The 14,950-nt window shown below is 71.8% G+C and carries 13 protein-coding genes; 1 reads left to right on the top strand and 12 read right to left on the bottom strand.

Annotated features, from left to right (window positions below; translation table 11 throughout):
- Window positions 1–74 precede the first annotated feature (74 nt).
- A complete protein-coding gene (locus tag ACLQ27_RS03505; RefSeq protein WP_425865933.1) occupies window positions 75–2,012 on the top strand; it encodes an ABC transporter ATP-binding protein in 1,938 nt (645 codons plus the stop codon).
- Between the two features lie 104 nt (window positions 2,013–2,116).
- Here the strand turns inward: ACLQ27_RS03505 and ACLQ27_RS03500 are convergent, their stop codons facing one another.
- From ACLQ27_RS03500 to ACLQ27_RS03445, 12 genes are all read right to left on the bottom strand, one after another.
- Window positions 2,117–2,620 carry an NUDIX domain-containing protein gene (locus ACLQ27_RS03500; protein ID WP_234582483.1) on the bottom strand — a complete coding sequence of 168 codons (504 nt, stop codon included), beginning with the start codon at window positions 2,618–2,620 and terminating at the stop codon, window positions 2,117–2,119.
- A gap of 49 nt (window positions 2,621–2,669) precedes the next feature.
- Window positions 2,670–2,993: a hypothetical protein gene (locus ACLQ27_RS03495; RefSeq protein WP_357573911.1), complete on the bottom strand. Its 324-nt coding sequence runs from the start codon at window positions 2,991–2,993 to the stop codon at window positions 2,670–2,672.
- Window positions 2,986–5,172, bottom strand: coding sequence for an EAL domain-containing protein (locus ACLQ27_RS03490; protein WP_357573910.1), 2,187 nt, complete (start codon window positions 5,170–5,172; stop codon window positions 2,986–2,988). The genes ACLQ27_RS03495 and ACLQ27_RS03490 overlap by 8 nt, the downstream gene beginning before the upstream one ends.
- 189 nt (window positions 5,173–5,361) lie before the next feature.
- A complete protein-coding gene (locus ACLQ27_RS03485) occupies window positions 5,362–6,003 on the bottom strand; it encodes an SRPBCC family protein (RefSeq protein WP_234582480.1) in 642 nt (213 codons plus the stop codon).
- Window positions 6,003–6,368: an ArsR/SmtB family transcription factor gene (locus ACLQ27_RS03480; protein WP_357497192.1), complete on the bottom strand. Its 366-nt coding sequence runs from the start codon at window positions 6,366–6,368 to the stop codon at window positions 6,003–6,005. Before ACLQ27_RS03480 ends, ACLQ27_RS03485 begins: the two co-directional genes overlap by 1 nt.
- A 28-nt stretch (window positions 6,369–6,396) precedes the next feature.
- Window positions 6,397–8,487: a xanthine dehydrogenase family protein molybdopterin-binding subunit gene (locus tag ACLQ27_RS03475; RefSeq protein ID WP_425865561.1), complete on the bottom strand. Its 2,091-nt coding sequence runs from the start codon at window positions 8,485–8,487 to the stop codon at window positions 6,397–6,399.
- Window positions 8,484–9,467 carry an FAD binding domain-containing protein gene (locus tag ACLQ27_RS03470; protein ID WP_425865559.1) on the bottom strand — a complete coding sequence of 328 codons (984 nt, stop codon included), beginning with the start codon at window positions 9,465–9,467 and terminating at the stop codon, window positions 8,484–8,486. Before ACLQ27_RS03470 ends, ACLQ27_RS03475 begins: the two co-directional genes overlap by 4 nt.
- On the bottom strand, window positions 9,464–9,961 hold the full coding sequence (locus ACLQ27_RS03465; protein ID WP_234582564.1) for a 2Fe-2S iron-sulfur cluster-binding protein: 498 nt from the start codon (window positions 9,959–9,961) through the stop codon (window positions 9,464–9,466). Before ACLQ27_RS03465 ends, ACLQ27_RS03470 begins: the two co-directional genes overlap by 4 nt.
- 158 nt (window positions 9,962–10,119) lie before the next feature.
- Window positions 10,120–11,496: a GH1 family beta-glucosidase gene (locus ACLQ27_RS03460; protein ID WP_425865558.1), complete on the bottom strand. Its 1,377-nt coding sequence runs from the start codon at window positions 11,494–11,496 to the stop codon at window positions 10,120–10,122.
- Between the two features lie 29 nt (window positions 11,497–11,525).
- Window positions 11,526–12,365, bottom strand: coding sequence for a carbohydrate ABC transporter permease (locus ACLQ27_RS03455; RefSeq protein ID WP_234582475.1), 840 nt, complete (start codon window positions 12,363–12,365; stop codon window positions 11,526–11,528).
- Window positions 12,358–13,350 (bottom strand): carbohydrate ABC transporter permease, encoded by a 993-nt coding sequence (locus ACLQ27_RS03450; RefSeq protein ID WP_234582474.1) that lies wholly within the window; start codon window positions 13,348–13,350, stop codon window positions 12,358–12,360. The genes ACLQ27_RS03455 and ACLQ27_RS03450 overlap by 8 nt, the downstream gene beginning before the upstream one ends.
- Window positions 13,351–13,420: 70 nt before the next feature.
- Window positions 13,421–14,719, bottom strand: a complete 1,299-nt coding sequence (locus ACLQ27_RS03445) for an extracellular solute-binding protein (protein ID WP_234582473.1) — start codon at window positions 14,717–14,719, stop codon at window positions 13,421–13,423.
- Between the last annotated feature and the right edge of the window lie 231 nt (window positions 14,720–14,950).

Genomic DNA, 14,950 nt, shown 5'->3' with positions numbered 1-14,950 from the left:
CATCAGGCGGTCGCTGGCAGTAGTCTCGGGCGGCGTTCGTGCTTCCCGCCCCCCGAGGAGCGTCCGTGGACTCGATGGCCCGCCCGCGCACCGCGCCCCACGACGACGACCAGCCGATCGACCCGCCCACTGACGGCTCCATGCTTCCGGAGCTGGAGGACGCCGCCTGGATGCACCACGCGAACACGTTCGCGCACACCAGTTTCTGGGCGGTGGCCCGCCGCCTGCCGAGGTTGGTGCGGGAGGCGGTGGCGCTGGCCTGGGCCACCAACCGCATGGACGCGGTCGCCTCCATCGGCCTGAACGTCGCCGCCGGCGTGATGACCACCTTCGGCCTGCTCGCCACGACAAGCGTGCTGCGGGAACTCTTCGCCGCCGGTCCCACCCCGGACCGGGTGCGCTCCGCCCTGCCGGCGCTGATCGTGGCCGCGGCGGCGGTCTCGGCGCGCGGCGGCCTGACGATCGCGGCCGGTTGGGCCCAGGCGCGGCTCACCCCGCAGATCAACTACCAGGTGGAGTTGCGGCTGTTCGAGGCCACCACAGCCGTGGATCTGGCCGCGTTCGACGACGCCGGGTTCGCCGAGGAGATGGATCGGGTCCGCGACCGGGGGATGGGCGAGGCGGCGTGGATCGTCGACCACACCGTCAACCTGGTCACCGGCGTCGTCGGGATGCTCGCCACCGCCGTGGCGGTCACCGTCATCCAGCCGCTGCTGCTGCCATGCCTGCTGCTCGCGGCCGTGCCCCAGGCGATCACGGCGGTGCGGATGGCCCGCCGGGAGTACCTGGCGATGCTGGCCCGGATCACCCGCCGCCGGCGGATGTGGATGCTCGCCCACCTGATGGCCAACCGGCACACCGCAGCCGAGGTGCGCGCCTACCAGATGCGCGACTTCCTGCTCGCCGAGTACCGCGCTGTGATGGCTGTCGAGACCCGCGCCCAACTGCGGCTGGTGCGCTCGCAGGCCGGCACACGCGTGGCCGGCGCCAGCGTGGCGGGGCTGGCCACCTTCGGGGTGTACGCCGTGCTCGGCGGCCTGCTGCTGGCCGGCATGGTCGCCCTCGCCGCCGCGGCGACCGCCCTGCTCGCCCTGCAGTCCGCCCGGACCAGCCTGGGCGTCGCGGTCGTCGCCACCAACTCGCTGTACGAGGACGCGCTCTACTACCAGGACTACCGGGATTTCCTGACCCGGGCGCAGGGCCGGGTGCCCGTCGGCGGCGACCAGGTGGTCGACGGCGTCGAGACGATCGACCTGCACGAGGTGAGCCTGCGCTACCCCGACACCGACACGCCCGCGGTGGACCGGGTCAGCCTGACGATCCGACGCGGTGAGGTGATCGCGCTGGTCGGCGAGAACGGCTCCGGCAAGACCACCCTGGCCAAGTTGATCGCCGGGCTCTACCAGCCGACCGGCGGGACGATCCGCTGGGACGACGTCGACGCCGCCGAACTGGATCCGCGGACGCTCGGCGCGCAGGTGGCCGTGATGACGCAGGAGTACTGGAAGTTCCCGTTCACCGCGGGGCAGAACATCCGCGTGGGCCGGCACGACCGTACGCCCGACCAACCCGGCCCCGACGTGCAGGCCGCCGCCGCGGCGGCCGCCGCCCACGACATGATCGTCGGTCTGCCGCACGGCTACGACACCCTGCTGGACCGGGAGTTCAAGAACGGTCACGAGCTGTCCGGCGGGCAGTGGCAGCGGCTCGTCGCCGCCCGTGGGCTCTACCGCGACGCCGCCCTGCTGATCTGCGACGAGCCGTCGGCGGCTCTGGACGCCCGCGCGGAACATGCCCTGTTCCAGCACCTGCGCCGCCGGCCCGACCGGGCGGTCGTCCTGATCACGCATCGGCTGGCCAACGTCCGGCACGCCGACCGGATCTTCGTCATGGACCGCGGTCGCCTCGTCCAGCAGGGCAACCACGACGAGCTGATGACGGCCGGCGGCCTCTACCGCGAGCTGTTCGAGTTGCAGGCCAGCGGCTACCGCGCCGGCGCCGCAAACCACTGACCGCCCGTCCCGCACGGCACCACTTGCGTCGATCTTGCACTTTCGGTCGCCGAGATGAACCGAGATGCCCCTTGTGTCGCGACAGAAAGTGCAAGATCGCGGGGTCAGGGGGTGAGGAAATCCTTGAGGACCCGCGTGTGGGTGGAGAACGCCAGCTCGACCGGGTCGGTGAGCACCAGCCACTCGGTGGCCTCCTCCGTGGGCGCCGACGGCGGCAGGTCCTCGACGGCCCGCTCGGGCAGCACTCCGAAGACCATCATGGTGCCGCCCGCCGGGGCGCCGTGCACGGCGAAGAGTCGGGCGTCCTCGGCCGCCGCGACCAGACCGGTCTCCTCCCGCAGCTCACGCACGAGCGCGTCGGACCACTCCTCGCCGTACTCGATGAAGCCGCCGGGCAGCGCGAGCAGCCCGCGGGCCGGTTCGATGTCCCGGCGCACGACCACCACGCCGAGGCCGTCGGCGGTGCGGACCGGGAGCACCGCTACCGCGACGGGCAGCGGGTTGCGCCAGACGGTCTCGCCGCAGACCGCGCAGACCCGCGGCCAGCCGGCCGCCGCCGGGTAGGCGGCGCCGCAGTAGGAGCAGTGCGAGTACGGCGGACCGGTCATGTCGCAGCACGTTACCCGCGCCCGATCGGATCGACCCGCCGCCCGAGGTTCAGTCCTCGCGGTCGAGCAACGGGCGCAGTTGGTCGAGCAGCTGCGCCCGGCTCACGTTGCGGGGCAGCTCGATGGTGAGATCCAGGCCCGGGCCTCGCGCGGTGAGCGTCACCGTCGGGCGGGGATCGCGCAGCCGCCAACCTCGGATGGCGGAGACCAGCGCCTCGGCCTGCGGTTGCAGGGTGGCCAGCGTGGCCAGGTTCGCCAGGACGCTGATTCCCTCGATGGCCAGCGTCAGGGCGCCCGCGTCCCGAACGCCCTCGTGCGGCAGGCGCAGCTCGGCGACAACCTCGGGCGGCAACAACAGTCGAACGCTAGTCATCCTCACCTCTCACCATCGCGGCGATCCGCTCCCGGACGCTCTGCCCGAGCGGACGCAGCGACGTCGACGCGGTCTCCCCGCAGATGAAGCCCTGTACGTGCCGGATCCGCAGGTCGTAGATCTGCTTGAGGGTCACCGGCGCCTGCTCGTCGAACCCCTCCACGATGACGGCGCGGGGGTTCGGCGCGTGGCCGAGGTCGCTGGCGTAGCGGGCGACCCGGGTCACCAGGTCCAGTTCCTCGACGGCCAGCGGGTGGTGCAGGACGGCCCGGTCCACTTTGATCTGGGTCAACGGAAGCTCCGCCATCCGGGCGAGCGAGGAGTAACCGACCCCGAAGTCGTCCACCGCGAAGCTGATCTCCAGGTCACGCGCCAGGCTGGTCAGCCGACGGTGAAAGTACGTCAGCGGCTCCTGCGGCCACACCTCGCCGGGAGCGGGCCGGATCGGGTCCTGCTCGGAGATCTCCAGCGTGACGGTGCGCGGATCGAGGTTGGCCTCCATGATCGCCGTGCGCACCTGGGCGATGTACGCGTCGCTGAGCAGGGAGCGCACCGCGACGTTGACCGAGATCGGCTTGGTGACGTCGAAGACGGACGCGACGTCGGCCTCGGCGTACGAGTCGATCGCCTTGGCCAGCAGCAGCGCGTCGCGTTCGATGACGAAGCGGTCACCCCAGGCGTACGCCATCTGAAGGGCCGCTACCGGCGCGCGTACGTCGGTCTCCAGTCGCCTCGCCAGTGCCTCGTAGCTGTGGATGCCCACCCCGGCGGGCCGCCGGTCCAACGACATCACCGGCTGGAACACCATGATCAGCGACTCGATCAGCTTCTGGTACAGGCTGAAGGCGTGCGAGTACAGATCCACCGGCAGCCGGCCGTAGGCCGAGCGCAGGGCGGTGAGCACCTGCATCTCGGCGTGCACCGGATCGTCGCGGACATCGGAATTCCAGATGGCGCGCAGCATGGTGGCCAACGGCTCGCCCATGTCCAGCGCGGCGAGGGCGGGATCGACCACCGCGAGGGTGAGGTTGCGGCTGTTCTCCTGGGACAGGGGGACGCAGAGGATCCGTCGGCCGGCGTCGTCGGCCACCACGTGCCCGGGGGAGGAGGTGCGGACCAGGGTCGTGTCCGCGGCGCTCAGTTCGAGCAGTGGCCGCAGCTCCTCCTTGTTGAACCGGGCCGTGGAGGTGACCTGGCCGATACCCGTGGGGCCGGATTCCACCACCGCCACCGAATCCGCCTCCAGGGCGTACCGGATCACCTCGACCCGTTCGGCGTGCCCCGCCTGCTGGGCGGAACGCGGTGGACGGGACTGCGAGCGGAACACCCGTCCGAGCAGCTGCGTGATCGAGCTGGACAGGTCGTCGAGCGGGTTCTTGCAGGGCCGGATCGTGCCGGAGTTGACCGGGGCCGTCAATGACTGCCGCTCGTGCCGGGACACCGGCGGCTGGGTGAGCACAGTGGTCGGACCCCACATGTGGACGAGCTGCCCGGGCGCGGGGTGGATGCCCTGCTCGGCGACGAAGGTGGCCATCTGGGCGAAGGAGACCCGGCCGCCGGGGTCGGCGGCCTCGCCGCGCAACGCCCGCAGCAGCTGGTGGGTGAGCACGCCCTGCCGGTGTTCCTCGCTCTCCCGGGCAGCGGCGCCACTCGGGCACGCCAGCAGGGCGCTGTGCCTGTCGACCTGGGTGCGGTACGTCTGCATCGCCTCGGTGTGCCGCAGCTCCGAGTCCAGGTAGACGCCCGCGTGGCAGCAGTCGAGGATCAGGAACGAGGTGCCGGCGAACGCCTCGAAGACGTCCCGCTTGAGGAACGCCATCCGCAGTCCGTTGTCCGGCTCGCGGCGCAGCCCGTCGGCCTCCAGGTCGGCAGTCACCAGATACGCGTCGGACTGCGTGCCCCATTCCGGCACGAGGGCGTGGCCGGCGAAGTAGACCAGCAGCACGTCGGAGGGGCGCGACTCCAGCACCCGCTCGCGCAGCCGGGCCTTGATCTCGCGCCAGCTGGCGCCGTCGCCGATGAACAGGTCGACGTCGCCGTCGTCGAACGTGCCGATCCGCTCGTCCAGCAGCACCGCCCGCACCGCCCGCGCATCGTCCTCGGCGTAGCGCAGGCTGGGCAGGTTGACGTCATACCCGCAAGCGTTGGCTCCGATCAGGATCGCCCACCGTCGGCTCATCGCGGCACCCCCAGGTGATCCAGTGGGCAATCACGTTGCGACAGCACGGCAACGCTTTGCGTGACCCTACCGGATCTAGGACAGGGCGCTGATCCAACCGATGAGTCGGATTCACGTCAGGCTCGAATCCGAGCCGGGTACGCCGGACGACGGCGGCGGCAGGTCGGCAGCCGCCGTCGTCGGCGCCGCTCAGGCCTGGGGGGCGCCCGTGTAGAAGGCGGTGGTGCGCTCGGCGGCGGCCTTGGCCTCGTCGGCGTCGGTGCCGGCGGCGATGCTCGCCTCGCACCACAGCTGGCTGCTCAGCTCCATGGCGCGTCGTCCCTCGGCGGAGGCGACCCACTCGGCGCTGTCCTCCGGCCGGACGCCGCTGCCGTCGCCGGAGAGGTAGGTGGCGAGACCGAGCAGGCCCAGGTCCCAGCCGACGCCGACGGCGCCCGGCCCGAACTGTGCCCACCGGTCCTGGTCGACGTGCGCGATGTGGTCCAGGTCGAGGCGGGCCTGTTCGTCGCCGACCGGCGTGACCCGCACCTCGATCCAGCTCACCTCGCCGCCCATCTCCCAGGTGGCGGTGAAGCGGTGCGGAGGCTCGCAGCTCTCGACGGTGCCGTGGGCGTTGCCCTCGAGCTGGTACGTGCCGTGCAGCCGCAGGTCGCCGCTGATCGGCAGGAACCAGCGGGGGATGCGCTCGGCGTTGGTGCAGGCGTCCCACAGGTCCTCGGCCGTCGCCTGGTAGGTCTGGCTGATCGTGGTCACCCGGGCCTCGCCCGCGGCCAGGGTGCGGCTGCCGACCTGCCGCTGGACGGCGTTGATCTGCTCGGTCGCGTCGAACATCAGGTGTTCCTCTCCTCGGGTGGGTCGGCGGGCCCGCGCAGGCGACGGTCGCGTCGGCCCCGGGCCAGCTCGGTGGCGAGTGCCGCCAGGGGTGGCGTCCAGAACCGGCGGAAGTGCTCCAACCAGCCGTCGACCTCGCGCAACGGGCGTGGGTCGACCGCGTACAGCCGCCGGGCGCCCTCCGGCCGCACGGTGGCGAAGCCGTTGTCCCGCAACACCTTGAGGTGCTGTGACACGGCGGGCTGGGAGATGCCGAACTCGTCGCGGATGAGCGCGCTGACCGCGCCCGCGGTCTGCTCGCCGTCGGCGAGCAGTTCCAGGATGCGGCGCCGGACCGGGTCGCCCAGCACGTCGAAGGCGTGCACGGCGACAGTTATATCACCGTCGGCTTATTTAAGCCAAGCCTGAAACCCCGATGAGCTTGTCCAACCGGATCGGCAGGTCCCGGATGCGGACGCCGGTGGCGTGGTGGACGGCGTTGGCGACCGCCGCCGCGGTGCCGACGATGCCGATCTCGCCGATGCCCTTCACCCCGGCCGGGTTCAGCTCGTCGTCCCGCTCATCCAGCCAGTACGCCTCGACGGCCTCGACGTCCGCGCAGCCGGTGATGTGGTATGTGGCCAGGTCGTGGTTGACCCAGTCGCCGTAACGCTCGTCGAGCAGGCCCTCCTCGTGCAGCGCCATCGACAGCCCCATCGTCATGCCGCCGATCAGCTGACTGCGCGCCGTCGTCGGGTTCACCACCCGACCGGCGGCGAACACCCCGAGCAGCCGGTTCACCCGCACCTCGCCGGTGTCCGCGTCCACCCGTACCTCGACGAACTGCGCCCCGTACGCGTACCGGGGTCGGGCGGGTTGCGCACCCACCTCGTCGGTGGTGTCCGCCTCGGCGCTGACCTCGGTGCCCGGCGACGCACCCTCGCGCAGCTTGGCGCGCAACGCCTCGCAGGCCCGGATCACGGCCCAGCTCCACGAGGCGGTACCCATCGAGCCCCCGGCCACCGGAGCCACCGGCAGGTCGCTGTCGCCGATGCGGATCTCGACCCGCTCGGGCGGCACCCCCAGCGCGTCGGCGGCCACCTGCCAGAGCGCCGTCCGGGCGCCCGTGCCGATGTCGGTGGCGTCGATCCGTACCAGAAAGGTGCCGTCGGGCCGGGCGGTGGCCGCCGCCGACGACGGTCTCGCCCGGGCCGGGTAGCTCGATCCGGCCACGCCGGTACCGATCAGCCACCGCCCGTCGCGCCGGGCCCGGGGCGTGGGATCCCGGCCCGTCCAGCCGAACCGCTGCGCCCCCTCGCGCAGGCAGGCCACCAGGTTGCGGCTGGTGAACGGCTCGCCCTGGTCGGGGTCGACCTGGGCGTCGTTGCGGATCCGCAGCTCCACCGGGTCGACCCCCACGGCGATGGCCAGCTCGTCCATCGCCGACTCCAGGGCGTACGCGCCGGGGCACTCGCCGGGGGCGCGCATCCAGAACGGCGTGGGCACGTCGAGGCGGACCAGCCGGTGGGTGGTGCGTCGGTGCGGGGCCGCGTACATGCTGCGGGTGTAGACGGCGATCTGTTCGGCGAACTCCCGGACCGTCGAGGTCTGGCTGATCGCGTCGTGACAGACAGCGGTGAGCCGACCGTCGGTGTCGGCGGCGAGGCGGACCCGTTGGATGCTGGGCGTGCGGTAGCCGATCGGCCCGAACAGCTGCTGGCGGGTCAGCGCGAGCTTGACCGGGCGGTCCACGTGCCGGGCGGCGAGCGCGGCGAGCACCACCGCCGCCTTGGCGTAGCCCTTGCTGCCGAAGCCGCCGCCGACATGCTCGGCGATGACCCGGACGGACTCCTGGGGCAGTTCGAACAGCTCGGCCAGCGCGCTCTGCACCGGCACCGCGCCCTGGGTCGAGTCGTGCACCAGCAACCGCCCGTCGTGCCACAGCGCCGTCGTGGCGTGCGGCTCCATCGGATTGTTGTGGTACGCCGGTGTCCGGTAGGTGGCGTCCACCCGCACCGGCGCGGCGGCGTACCCGGCGTCGAAGTCCCCCTCGGCGGTGTCCGTCGGATAGCTGGGGTTGACGTGCTCCGGCTTGTACAGGCCCGGGTGGTCGGCGGCGAGCACAGTGCTGTGCGGGCCGGCGTCGTAGTCGATCCGGACCAGCCGGGCGCCCTCGCGGGCGGCCTCCAGGCTGGTGGCGACCACCACCGCGACGAACTGCCCCCGGTAGTGCACCGCCGGCTCCTGCAACAACCAGAGCTCCGGCTGCGGCCCGGGTGCGAGCCGGGGCGCGTTGCCGTGGTGCACCACGGCCAGCACGCTCGGGGACGCGAGCGCGTCCGTCGTGTCGATCCGGGTGATCCGGCCCCGGACCACCGTCGCCGGCACCGCCCAGCCGTACGTGACACCGTCCACCGGGTACTCGACCGCGTACCGGGCCGTGCCGGTGACCTTCTCCCGGCCCTCCAGCCGGGGATGCGCCCTACCGACCGCGCCGGTGCTCACGAGGCCGCCAGCTCGCTGAGCACCCGCACCGTGATGGCCCGGGTCAGTGGCAGCTTGAAGCCGTTGTGCCGCAGCGGCCGGGCCTCGGTCAACTCGGCGTCGGCGGCCCGCGCGGCCAGCTCGGGGCTGAACAGCCGACCGCGCAGCTCCTCCTCGGCCCGGTACGCCCGCCACGGCCGGTGCGCCACCGCGCCGTACGCCAGGCGGACGTCGCGGACCACGTCGCCGTCGAGGTCGAGGACCGCGGCCACCGAGCCGGCGGCGAAGGCGAACGACGCCCGGTCGCGCACCTTGAGGTACGCCGAGCGGCGCGCGGCCGGCAGCGGCGGTAGCCGGACGGCGGTGATCAGCGCACCCCGGGCCAGGGTGGTCTCCCGTTCCGGGTGCGCGCCGGGGGAGCGGTACAGCGCGGCGAGCGGGACGTCCCGGGGGCCGTCGGACTCGTGCACCTGCACCACGGCGTCCAGCGCGGCGAGGGCGACCGCCAGGTCCGCCGGGTGGGTGGCCACGCACTGTTCGGACCAGTCCAGCACGGCCAGGTCGCGGTTCTGCCCGTGCAGGGCGGCGCAGCCGCTGCCCGGGTCGCGCTTGTTGCACGCCTTGCCGGTGTCCTGGAAGTAGACGCAGCGGGTGCGCTGCAACAGGTTGCCGCCGGTCGTGGCCAGGTTGCGCAGTTGACCGGACGCCGCGGCGAGCAGGGCGCGGGCCAGCACCGGGTAGTCGCGGCGAACCGCGGGGTGGGCGGCGAGGTCGCTGTTGCGCACTGTCGCGCCGATCCGCAGCCCGCCGTCGGGCAGCTCCTCGACCGTGTCCAGCGGCAGTCGGGTCACGTCCACCAGCAGCTCGGGCCGCTGCACCCCGAGCTTCATGAGGTCCACCAGGTTGGTCCCGCCGCCCAGGTACGCCGCGTGCGGCTCGCCGGCCAGCACGGCGACGGCGTCGGCCACGTCGGCCGGCCGGTGGTAGCGGAACGGCCTCACGGCGCGGTCGCCGTCTCGCGGATGGCCGCGACGATGTGCGGGTACGCGGCGCAGCGGCAGAGGTTGCCCGCCATCCGCTCGCGGATCTCGGCGTCGGTCAGCTCGGGCGGCGAGTCGAGGTCGTCCGTGACCGCGCTGGGCCAGCCCCGGGCGACCTCGTCGAGCATGCCCCGGGCCGAGCAGAGCTGCCCGGGGGTGCAGTAGCCGCACTGGAACGCGTCGTGCGCGACGAATGCGGCCTGCAACGGGGACAGGTCGTCCGGACCGGCGAGCCCCTCGACTGTCACCACCGACCGGCCGTCCACCGTGACCGTGAAGACGAGGCAGCTCTTGGCCCGGCGGCCGTCCAGCAGCACGGTGCAGGAGCCGCACTGGCCGTGGTCGCAGCCCTTCTTCGCCCCGGTCAGGCCCAGGTGTTCGCGCAGCGCGTCGAGCAGTGTGGTGCGGTTGTCCAGCGTCAGCTCACGGCGGTCGCCGTTGACCTCGAACGCCACCCGGGACGAGTGACGCTCGTCCGTCGTCGTCTCGTTCTCCGGTCCGTCCCGCACCGGCCCAGACTAGCGGCAGTGGCACATAAGCGGGCGAATTACGCACAGAGCCCACCGTGGTGCGGCCCGGGCGCCGCCGGCCGCGGCGCCCGGGACCGGCGGCCTCAGGCCACCGGCGCGGCGGCGTCGGTGGCGCGGGCGAGGTGGCGGTGGGCGCGGATCAGCTCGGCGTAGCGCAGGCCGCTCGCCTTCACCGTCCGCCGCTGCGTGGCGTAGTCGACGTGCACCAGCCCGAAGCGCTTGTCGTAGCCGTACGCCCACTCGAAGTTGTCCAGCAGCGACCACACGAAGTAGCCGTCCAGCGGCACCCCCCGGTCCACCGCCGACGCGCACGCCGCCAGGTGCTGCTCCAGGTGGTCGGTGCGCTCCTTGTCCTCGACGGTGCCGTCGGCGGTGACCTCGTCCGGCCACGCCGAGCCGCTCTCGGTGACGATGATCCGGCCCGGCCGGTACTCCTCGTGCACGTCGACGAGCAGCCGCTCCAGGCCCGCCGGGTACATCTCCCAGCCCATGGCCGTCTCCACCGAACCGGGCACCGGCACCTGCTTCGCGTACGGCGCCGGGCCGGTCGGATCGTCGACCACCAGCTGGCGGAAGTAGTAGTTCACACCCAGGAAGTCGGTGGGCGTGGCGATCACCGCCAGGTCGTCACCGCGTACCGGCGGCTCGACCCCGTACGTGGCGATCATGTCGGCGGGGTAGCCGCGACCGTGGATCGGGTCGAGCCACCAGCGGTTGACGTGCCCGTCGGCCCGCCGGGCCGCCGCGACGTCCTCGGGTCGGTCGGTCGCCGGCTCGATCGGACTGAGGTTGAGCACCAGACCGACCGACGCCGCGCGGGCGGCGTTGGCCCGGATCGCCTGGGTGGCCAGGCCGTGCCCGAGCAGCGCGTGGTGCGAGGCGTGCACGGCGCGGGTCAGGTCCCGCTCGCCGGGGGCCATGTTCCCGTCCAGGTGCCCGATCCAGCACACGCAGAGCGGCTCGTTGACCGTGTTCCAGTCGGCCACCCGGTCACCGAGGCGGGCGGCGACAACCGCCGCGTAGTCGGCGAACGCCTCGGCCGTGGCGCGCTCCGGCCAACCGCCGCGGTCCTGCAGAACCTGCGGCAGGTCCCAGTGGTAGAGCGTGACGAACGGCCGGATCCCGTCGGCGAGCAGCGTGTCCACCAGCCGGTCGTAGAAGTCCAGCCCGGCGGGGTTGACCCGCCCGACACCGTCGGGCATCACCCGGGGCCAGGCCACCGAGAACCGGTACGCGTCCACGCCGAGCCGGCGCACCAACGCGAGATCCTCCGGCCACCGGTGATAGTGGTCGCAGGCCACCGCTCCGGTGTCGCCGTTGTCGACGTTGCCGGGGACGGCCGAGAAGGTGTCCCAGATGGACGGCGCCCGGCCGTCGACGTCGACGGCCCCCTCGATCTGGTACGCCGCCGTGGCGACGCCCCAGAGGAAGTCGGGTGGCAGCTTGGACAGGTCGGGCACGGGAAGGCTCTCCTCTGGGATGGGGTGACTCACTTGACGGCGCCGGCGGTGAGGCCGGCGACGAAATACCGCTGCAGGGCCAGGAACCCGGCCACGACCGGGATGCTGACCACCAGCGAGGCGGCCATGATCTGGTTCCAGTAGACGTTGAACTGGGTGGAGTAGCCCTGCAGGCCCACGGCCAGGGTGCGGCTGCCCTCGTCGGTCATCACCGAGGCGAACAGCACCTCACCCCAGGCGGTCATGAACGCGTACACGGTCACCGCGACCACGCCGGGCACGGCGGCCGGCAGGATGACCCGGAACAGGATGCGCAGCGGCCCGGCCCCGTCGACCTGCGCCGCCTCGTCCAGCCCGCGCGGGATCGAGTCGAAGTAGCCGACCAGCATCCAGATCGAGAACGGCAGCGAGAAGGTCAGGTACGTGATGATCAGGCCGGTGCGGCTGGCGTACAGCTCGATGCCCGTGGCGTTGCCCAGGTTGACGTAGATGAGGAACAGCGGCAGCAGGAACAGGATGCCGGGGAACATCTGCGTGGACAGCACAGTCACCGAGAAGACCCCCCGGCCGCGGAAGCGGTACCGGCTGACGGCGAACGCCGCGAAGATCGCCACGGCCACCGAGCAGACCGCCGCGACGCTCGACACCACCAGGCTGTTGACCAGGTAGCGGGCCAGCGGCACGGTGCTCCACATGTCGACGAACGGTTGCAGGGTGGGCCGGCTGGGCAACCAGGTGAACCCGTTCTGCACGTCCCGCAGCGGCTTGGCCGCCGAGGTGACCATCACGTAGAGCGGAATGACGACGAAGAGAGTGAGCAGGGTCAGCACGATGCGCCGGCCCCAGCGCTCACCTGCGGTCTCACGCATGGTCGTCCCTCCGGCGGTTGGTGATCAGCAGGTACGCGGCCGAGACGACCAGCAGGAACAGCAGCAGCGCCACCGACATCGCCGAGCCCGACCCGAAGTCCCAGGTCTTGAAGGAGCTGCGGTAGATGTGGATGGAGATCAGGTCGGCCTGTTCGGGCGCGGACCCGCCGAACAGGACGTACGGGGTGTTGAAGTCGTTGAACGTCCACAGGAACAGCACCAGCAGCAGCACCAGGTTCACCGGCCGCAGCATGGGCAGGGTGACCGAGCGCAGCCGGCGCCAGAACCCCGCGCCGTCGATCGCGGCGGCCTCGTACAGCTCGCCCGGCACGTTCTGCAGGCCGGCCATCAGGCACAGGAACGCGAACGGCCAGTTGCGCCAGACCGACACCACCAGCAGCGACCAGAAGCTGTTGTCGCCGATCAGCCAGAACGGGCGCTCGTTGAGCAGCCCGAGCTGGTCGACGAGCACGTGGTTGACCAGGCCGGTGTCGCGCTGCAGCAGGAAGCTCCAGGTGATCACGGCGGTGTAGACCGGCAGGGCGTACGGGGTGAGGAACAGCGCCCGCAGGATGGCCCGCCCGCGAAACGGCTTCTGGAGCACGACGGCCGCCGCGATGCCGAGCAGCCAGGCGAACCCGACCGAGAGCACGCTGTAGATCAGGGTCACCCAGAACGAGTGCAGCAGCTCCTTGCCGGCGGCGGAGTTCAGATCGAGCGTGGCCCGGTAGTTCTCCAGGCCGACGAAGGGCGCGGTGGACCAGTCCCGGATGTGGAACTGGGTCAGCTCCAGCAGACTCATCCAGACCCCGACCACCATCGGGATCACGTGGACGGCGAGTTCCAGCACGATGGCCGGGGCGAGCAGCAGGTACGGCAGGAGGGAACGGCGCGGGCCGCGCGGCCGGCGGGCGGCCCCCCGGGCGGGTGACCCGGCCCGGGGTACGCGCCGGTCGGCGTCCGGCGCGGTGGTGCTGGTTGCCATCGGGGTCCTCTCGGAGGCGGTGGCCGTGGTCGGGCTCGTCGCCCGACCACGGCCACCGGCGCTGCGTGGGTCAGCGCATCTTCTGCTGCGCGTCGGTCAGCTTCGCCTTCACCGATGCCTCGGTGACCGGCTTGCCGCTCGCCGCGTCGGCGAACAGCTCCTTCATCGCGGTGCCGACCAGGGTCTCGAAGGTGCTCTCGTCGGGCACCTGCGGCAGCGGGGCGGCGGTGGTGACGAGCGTCTCCTGGATGCTCTTCTGCTCCGGGGCGCTGAACGCCGGGTCGGAGGCGGCGGTCTTGACCGCCGGCAGCGACCCGTACGTCTTGTTGAGGATCGTCTGCTCCTCGTCGCTGGTCATGAACTTGACGAAGCTCAGCGCGCCGTCCTTGTTCTTGGTGTGCTTGAAGACCGCCATGTTGATGCCGGCGACCATGCTGTTGACCTTCTTGCCGCCGGCCGGCGGGCTGGCCAGGAACGGCACCGGGGCCACCCCGTACGCGTCGGCGGGCATGTTCTGCGTCTTGAGGTTCGAGCCGGCGGACTGCCAGAGCAGCATGGCGGCCTTGCCGTTGGCGAAGTCGGAGACCGACTGGTTCTGCGCGTACTCGGCGTTGCTCGGGTTGGTGATCTTGTCGGCGGCCATGAAGTCGATGTAGCGCTTGATGGCCGAGACGTTCTGCGGGGTGTCGAAGGTCGGCTTGCCGGCCGAGTCGAACCACTCGCCGCCGTACTGCTGGCTGAAGGTGAAGGCGTGGTGCGCGTTCTCCGACGGGTTGGCGCCCTCGATCGCCAGGCCCCACTTGCCGCCCTTGGTGAGCTTCTTGCCGTACTCGGAGACCTGCTCCCAGGTGGTCGGCGGCGCGGTGATGCCGGCGTCGGCGAACGCCTTCTTGTTGTAGTACAGGCTGTACGCCATGCTGTAGAGCGGCACGGCGGCCGGCGGCTTGCCGGGGGCGCCGGCGGCGGCGAGCGCGGCGGGCACGATCCGGTCCTTGCCGCCCACGGCCTGCAGGGTGGCGTCGTCGAACTCGACGAGCGCGCCGGTGGCCTGCAACGACGCCGACCAGGTGTTGCCGATGTTCACCACGTCCGGGCCCTTGCCCGACGCGGCGGCGGCGAGCAGCCGGTTGAGCAGGTCCGACCAGGGGACGACCTCGAGGTTGACCTTGATGCCGGACTGCTTCTCGAACTTGTCCAGCTCCGGCTGGAGGGTGGTCTTGTCGACCTCCAGGCTGGCGCCCTGGTTGCTGGCCCAGTAGGTGAGGGTCTTGGGCGATGCGGCGGAGTCGTCGCCGGAGCCGCCGCAGGCGGTCAGCGATGCGGCGGCCAGTACGGCGGCGGTGAATATCCCGAGGTGTCGTCTCGACACGGTCAGCCCTTCCGGTGCGTGGTGGGGGTCCGCCGACCGCCGTCGTCGATAGGGGTGCGGCGACGGTTGCCGGCTGCGGACGGGGTTTCTCCGGATGCGCCGTCGGGGGTCCGTCGGCGTTTCCCGGGAGTTACATCACGGCTTAATGAATGTCGTCATTAAAGTTGCTGGCAGGTGGGTCGTCAAGCACGGTGCGGTTACAGTCGCCACCAACGGCCGACGGGAACGAGG

Origin of the sequence: Micromonospora sp. DT63 (assembly GCF_049841615.1) — a bacterium.
Taxonomy (GTDB): Bacteria; Actinomycetota; Actinomycetes; order Mycobacteriales; family Micromonosporaceae; genus Micromonospora.
This window is presented reverse-complemented; position numbering and strand designations above follow the sequence as displayed.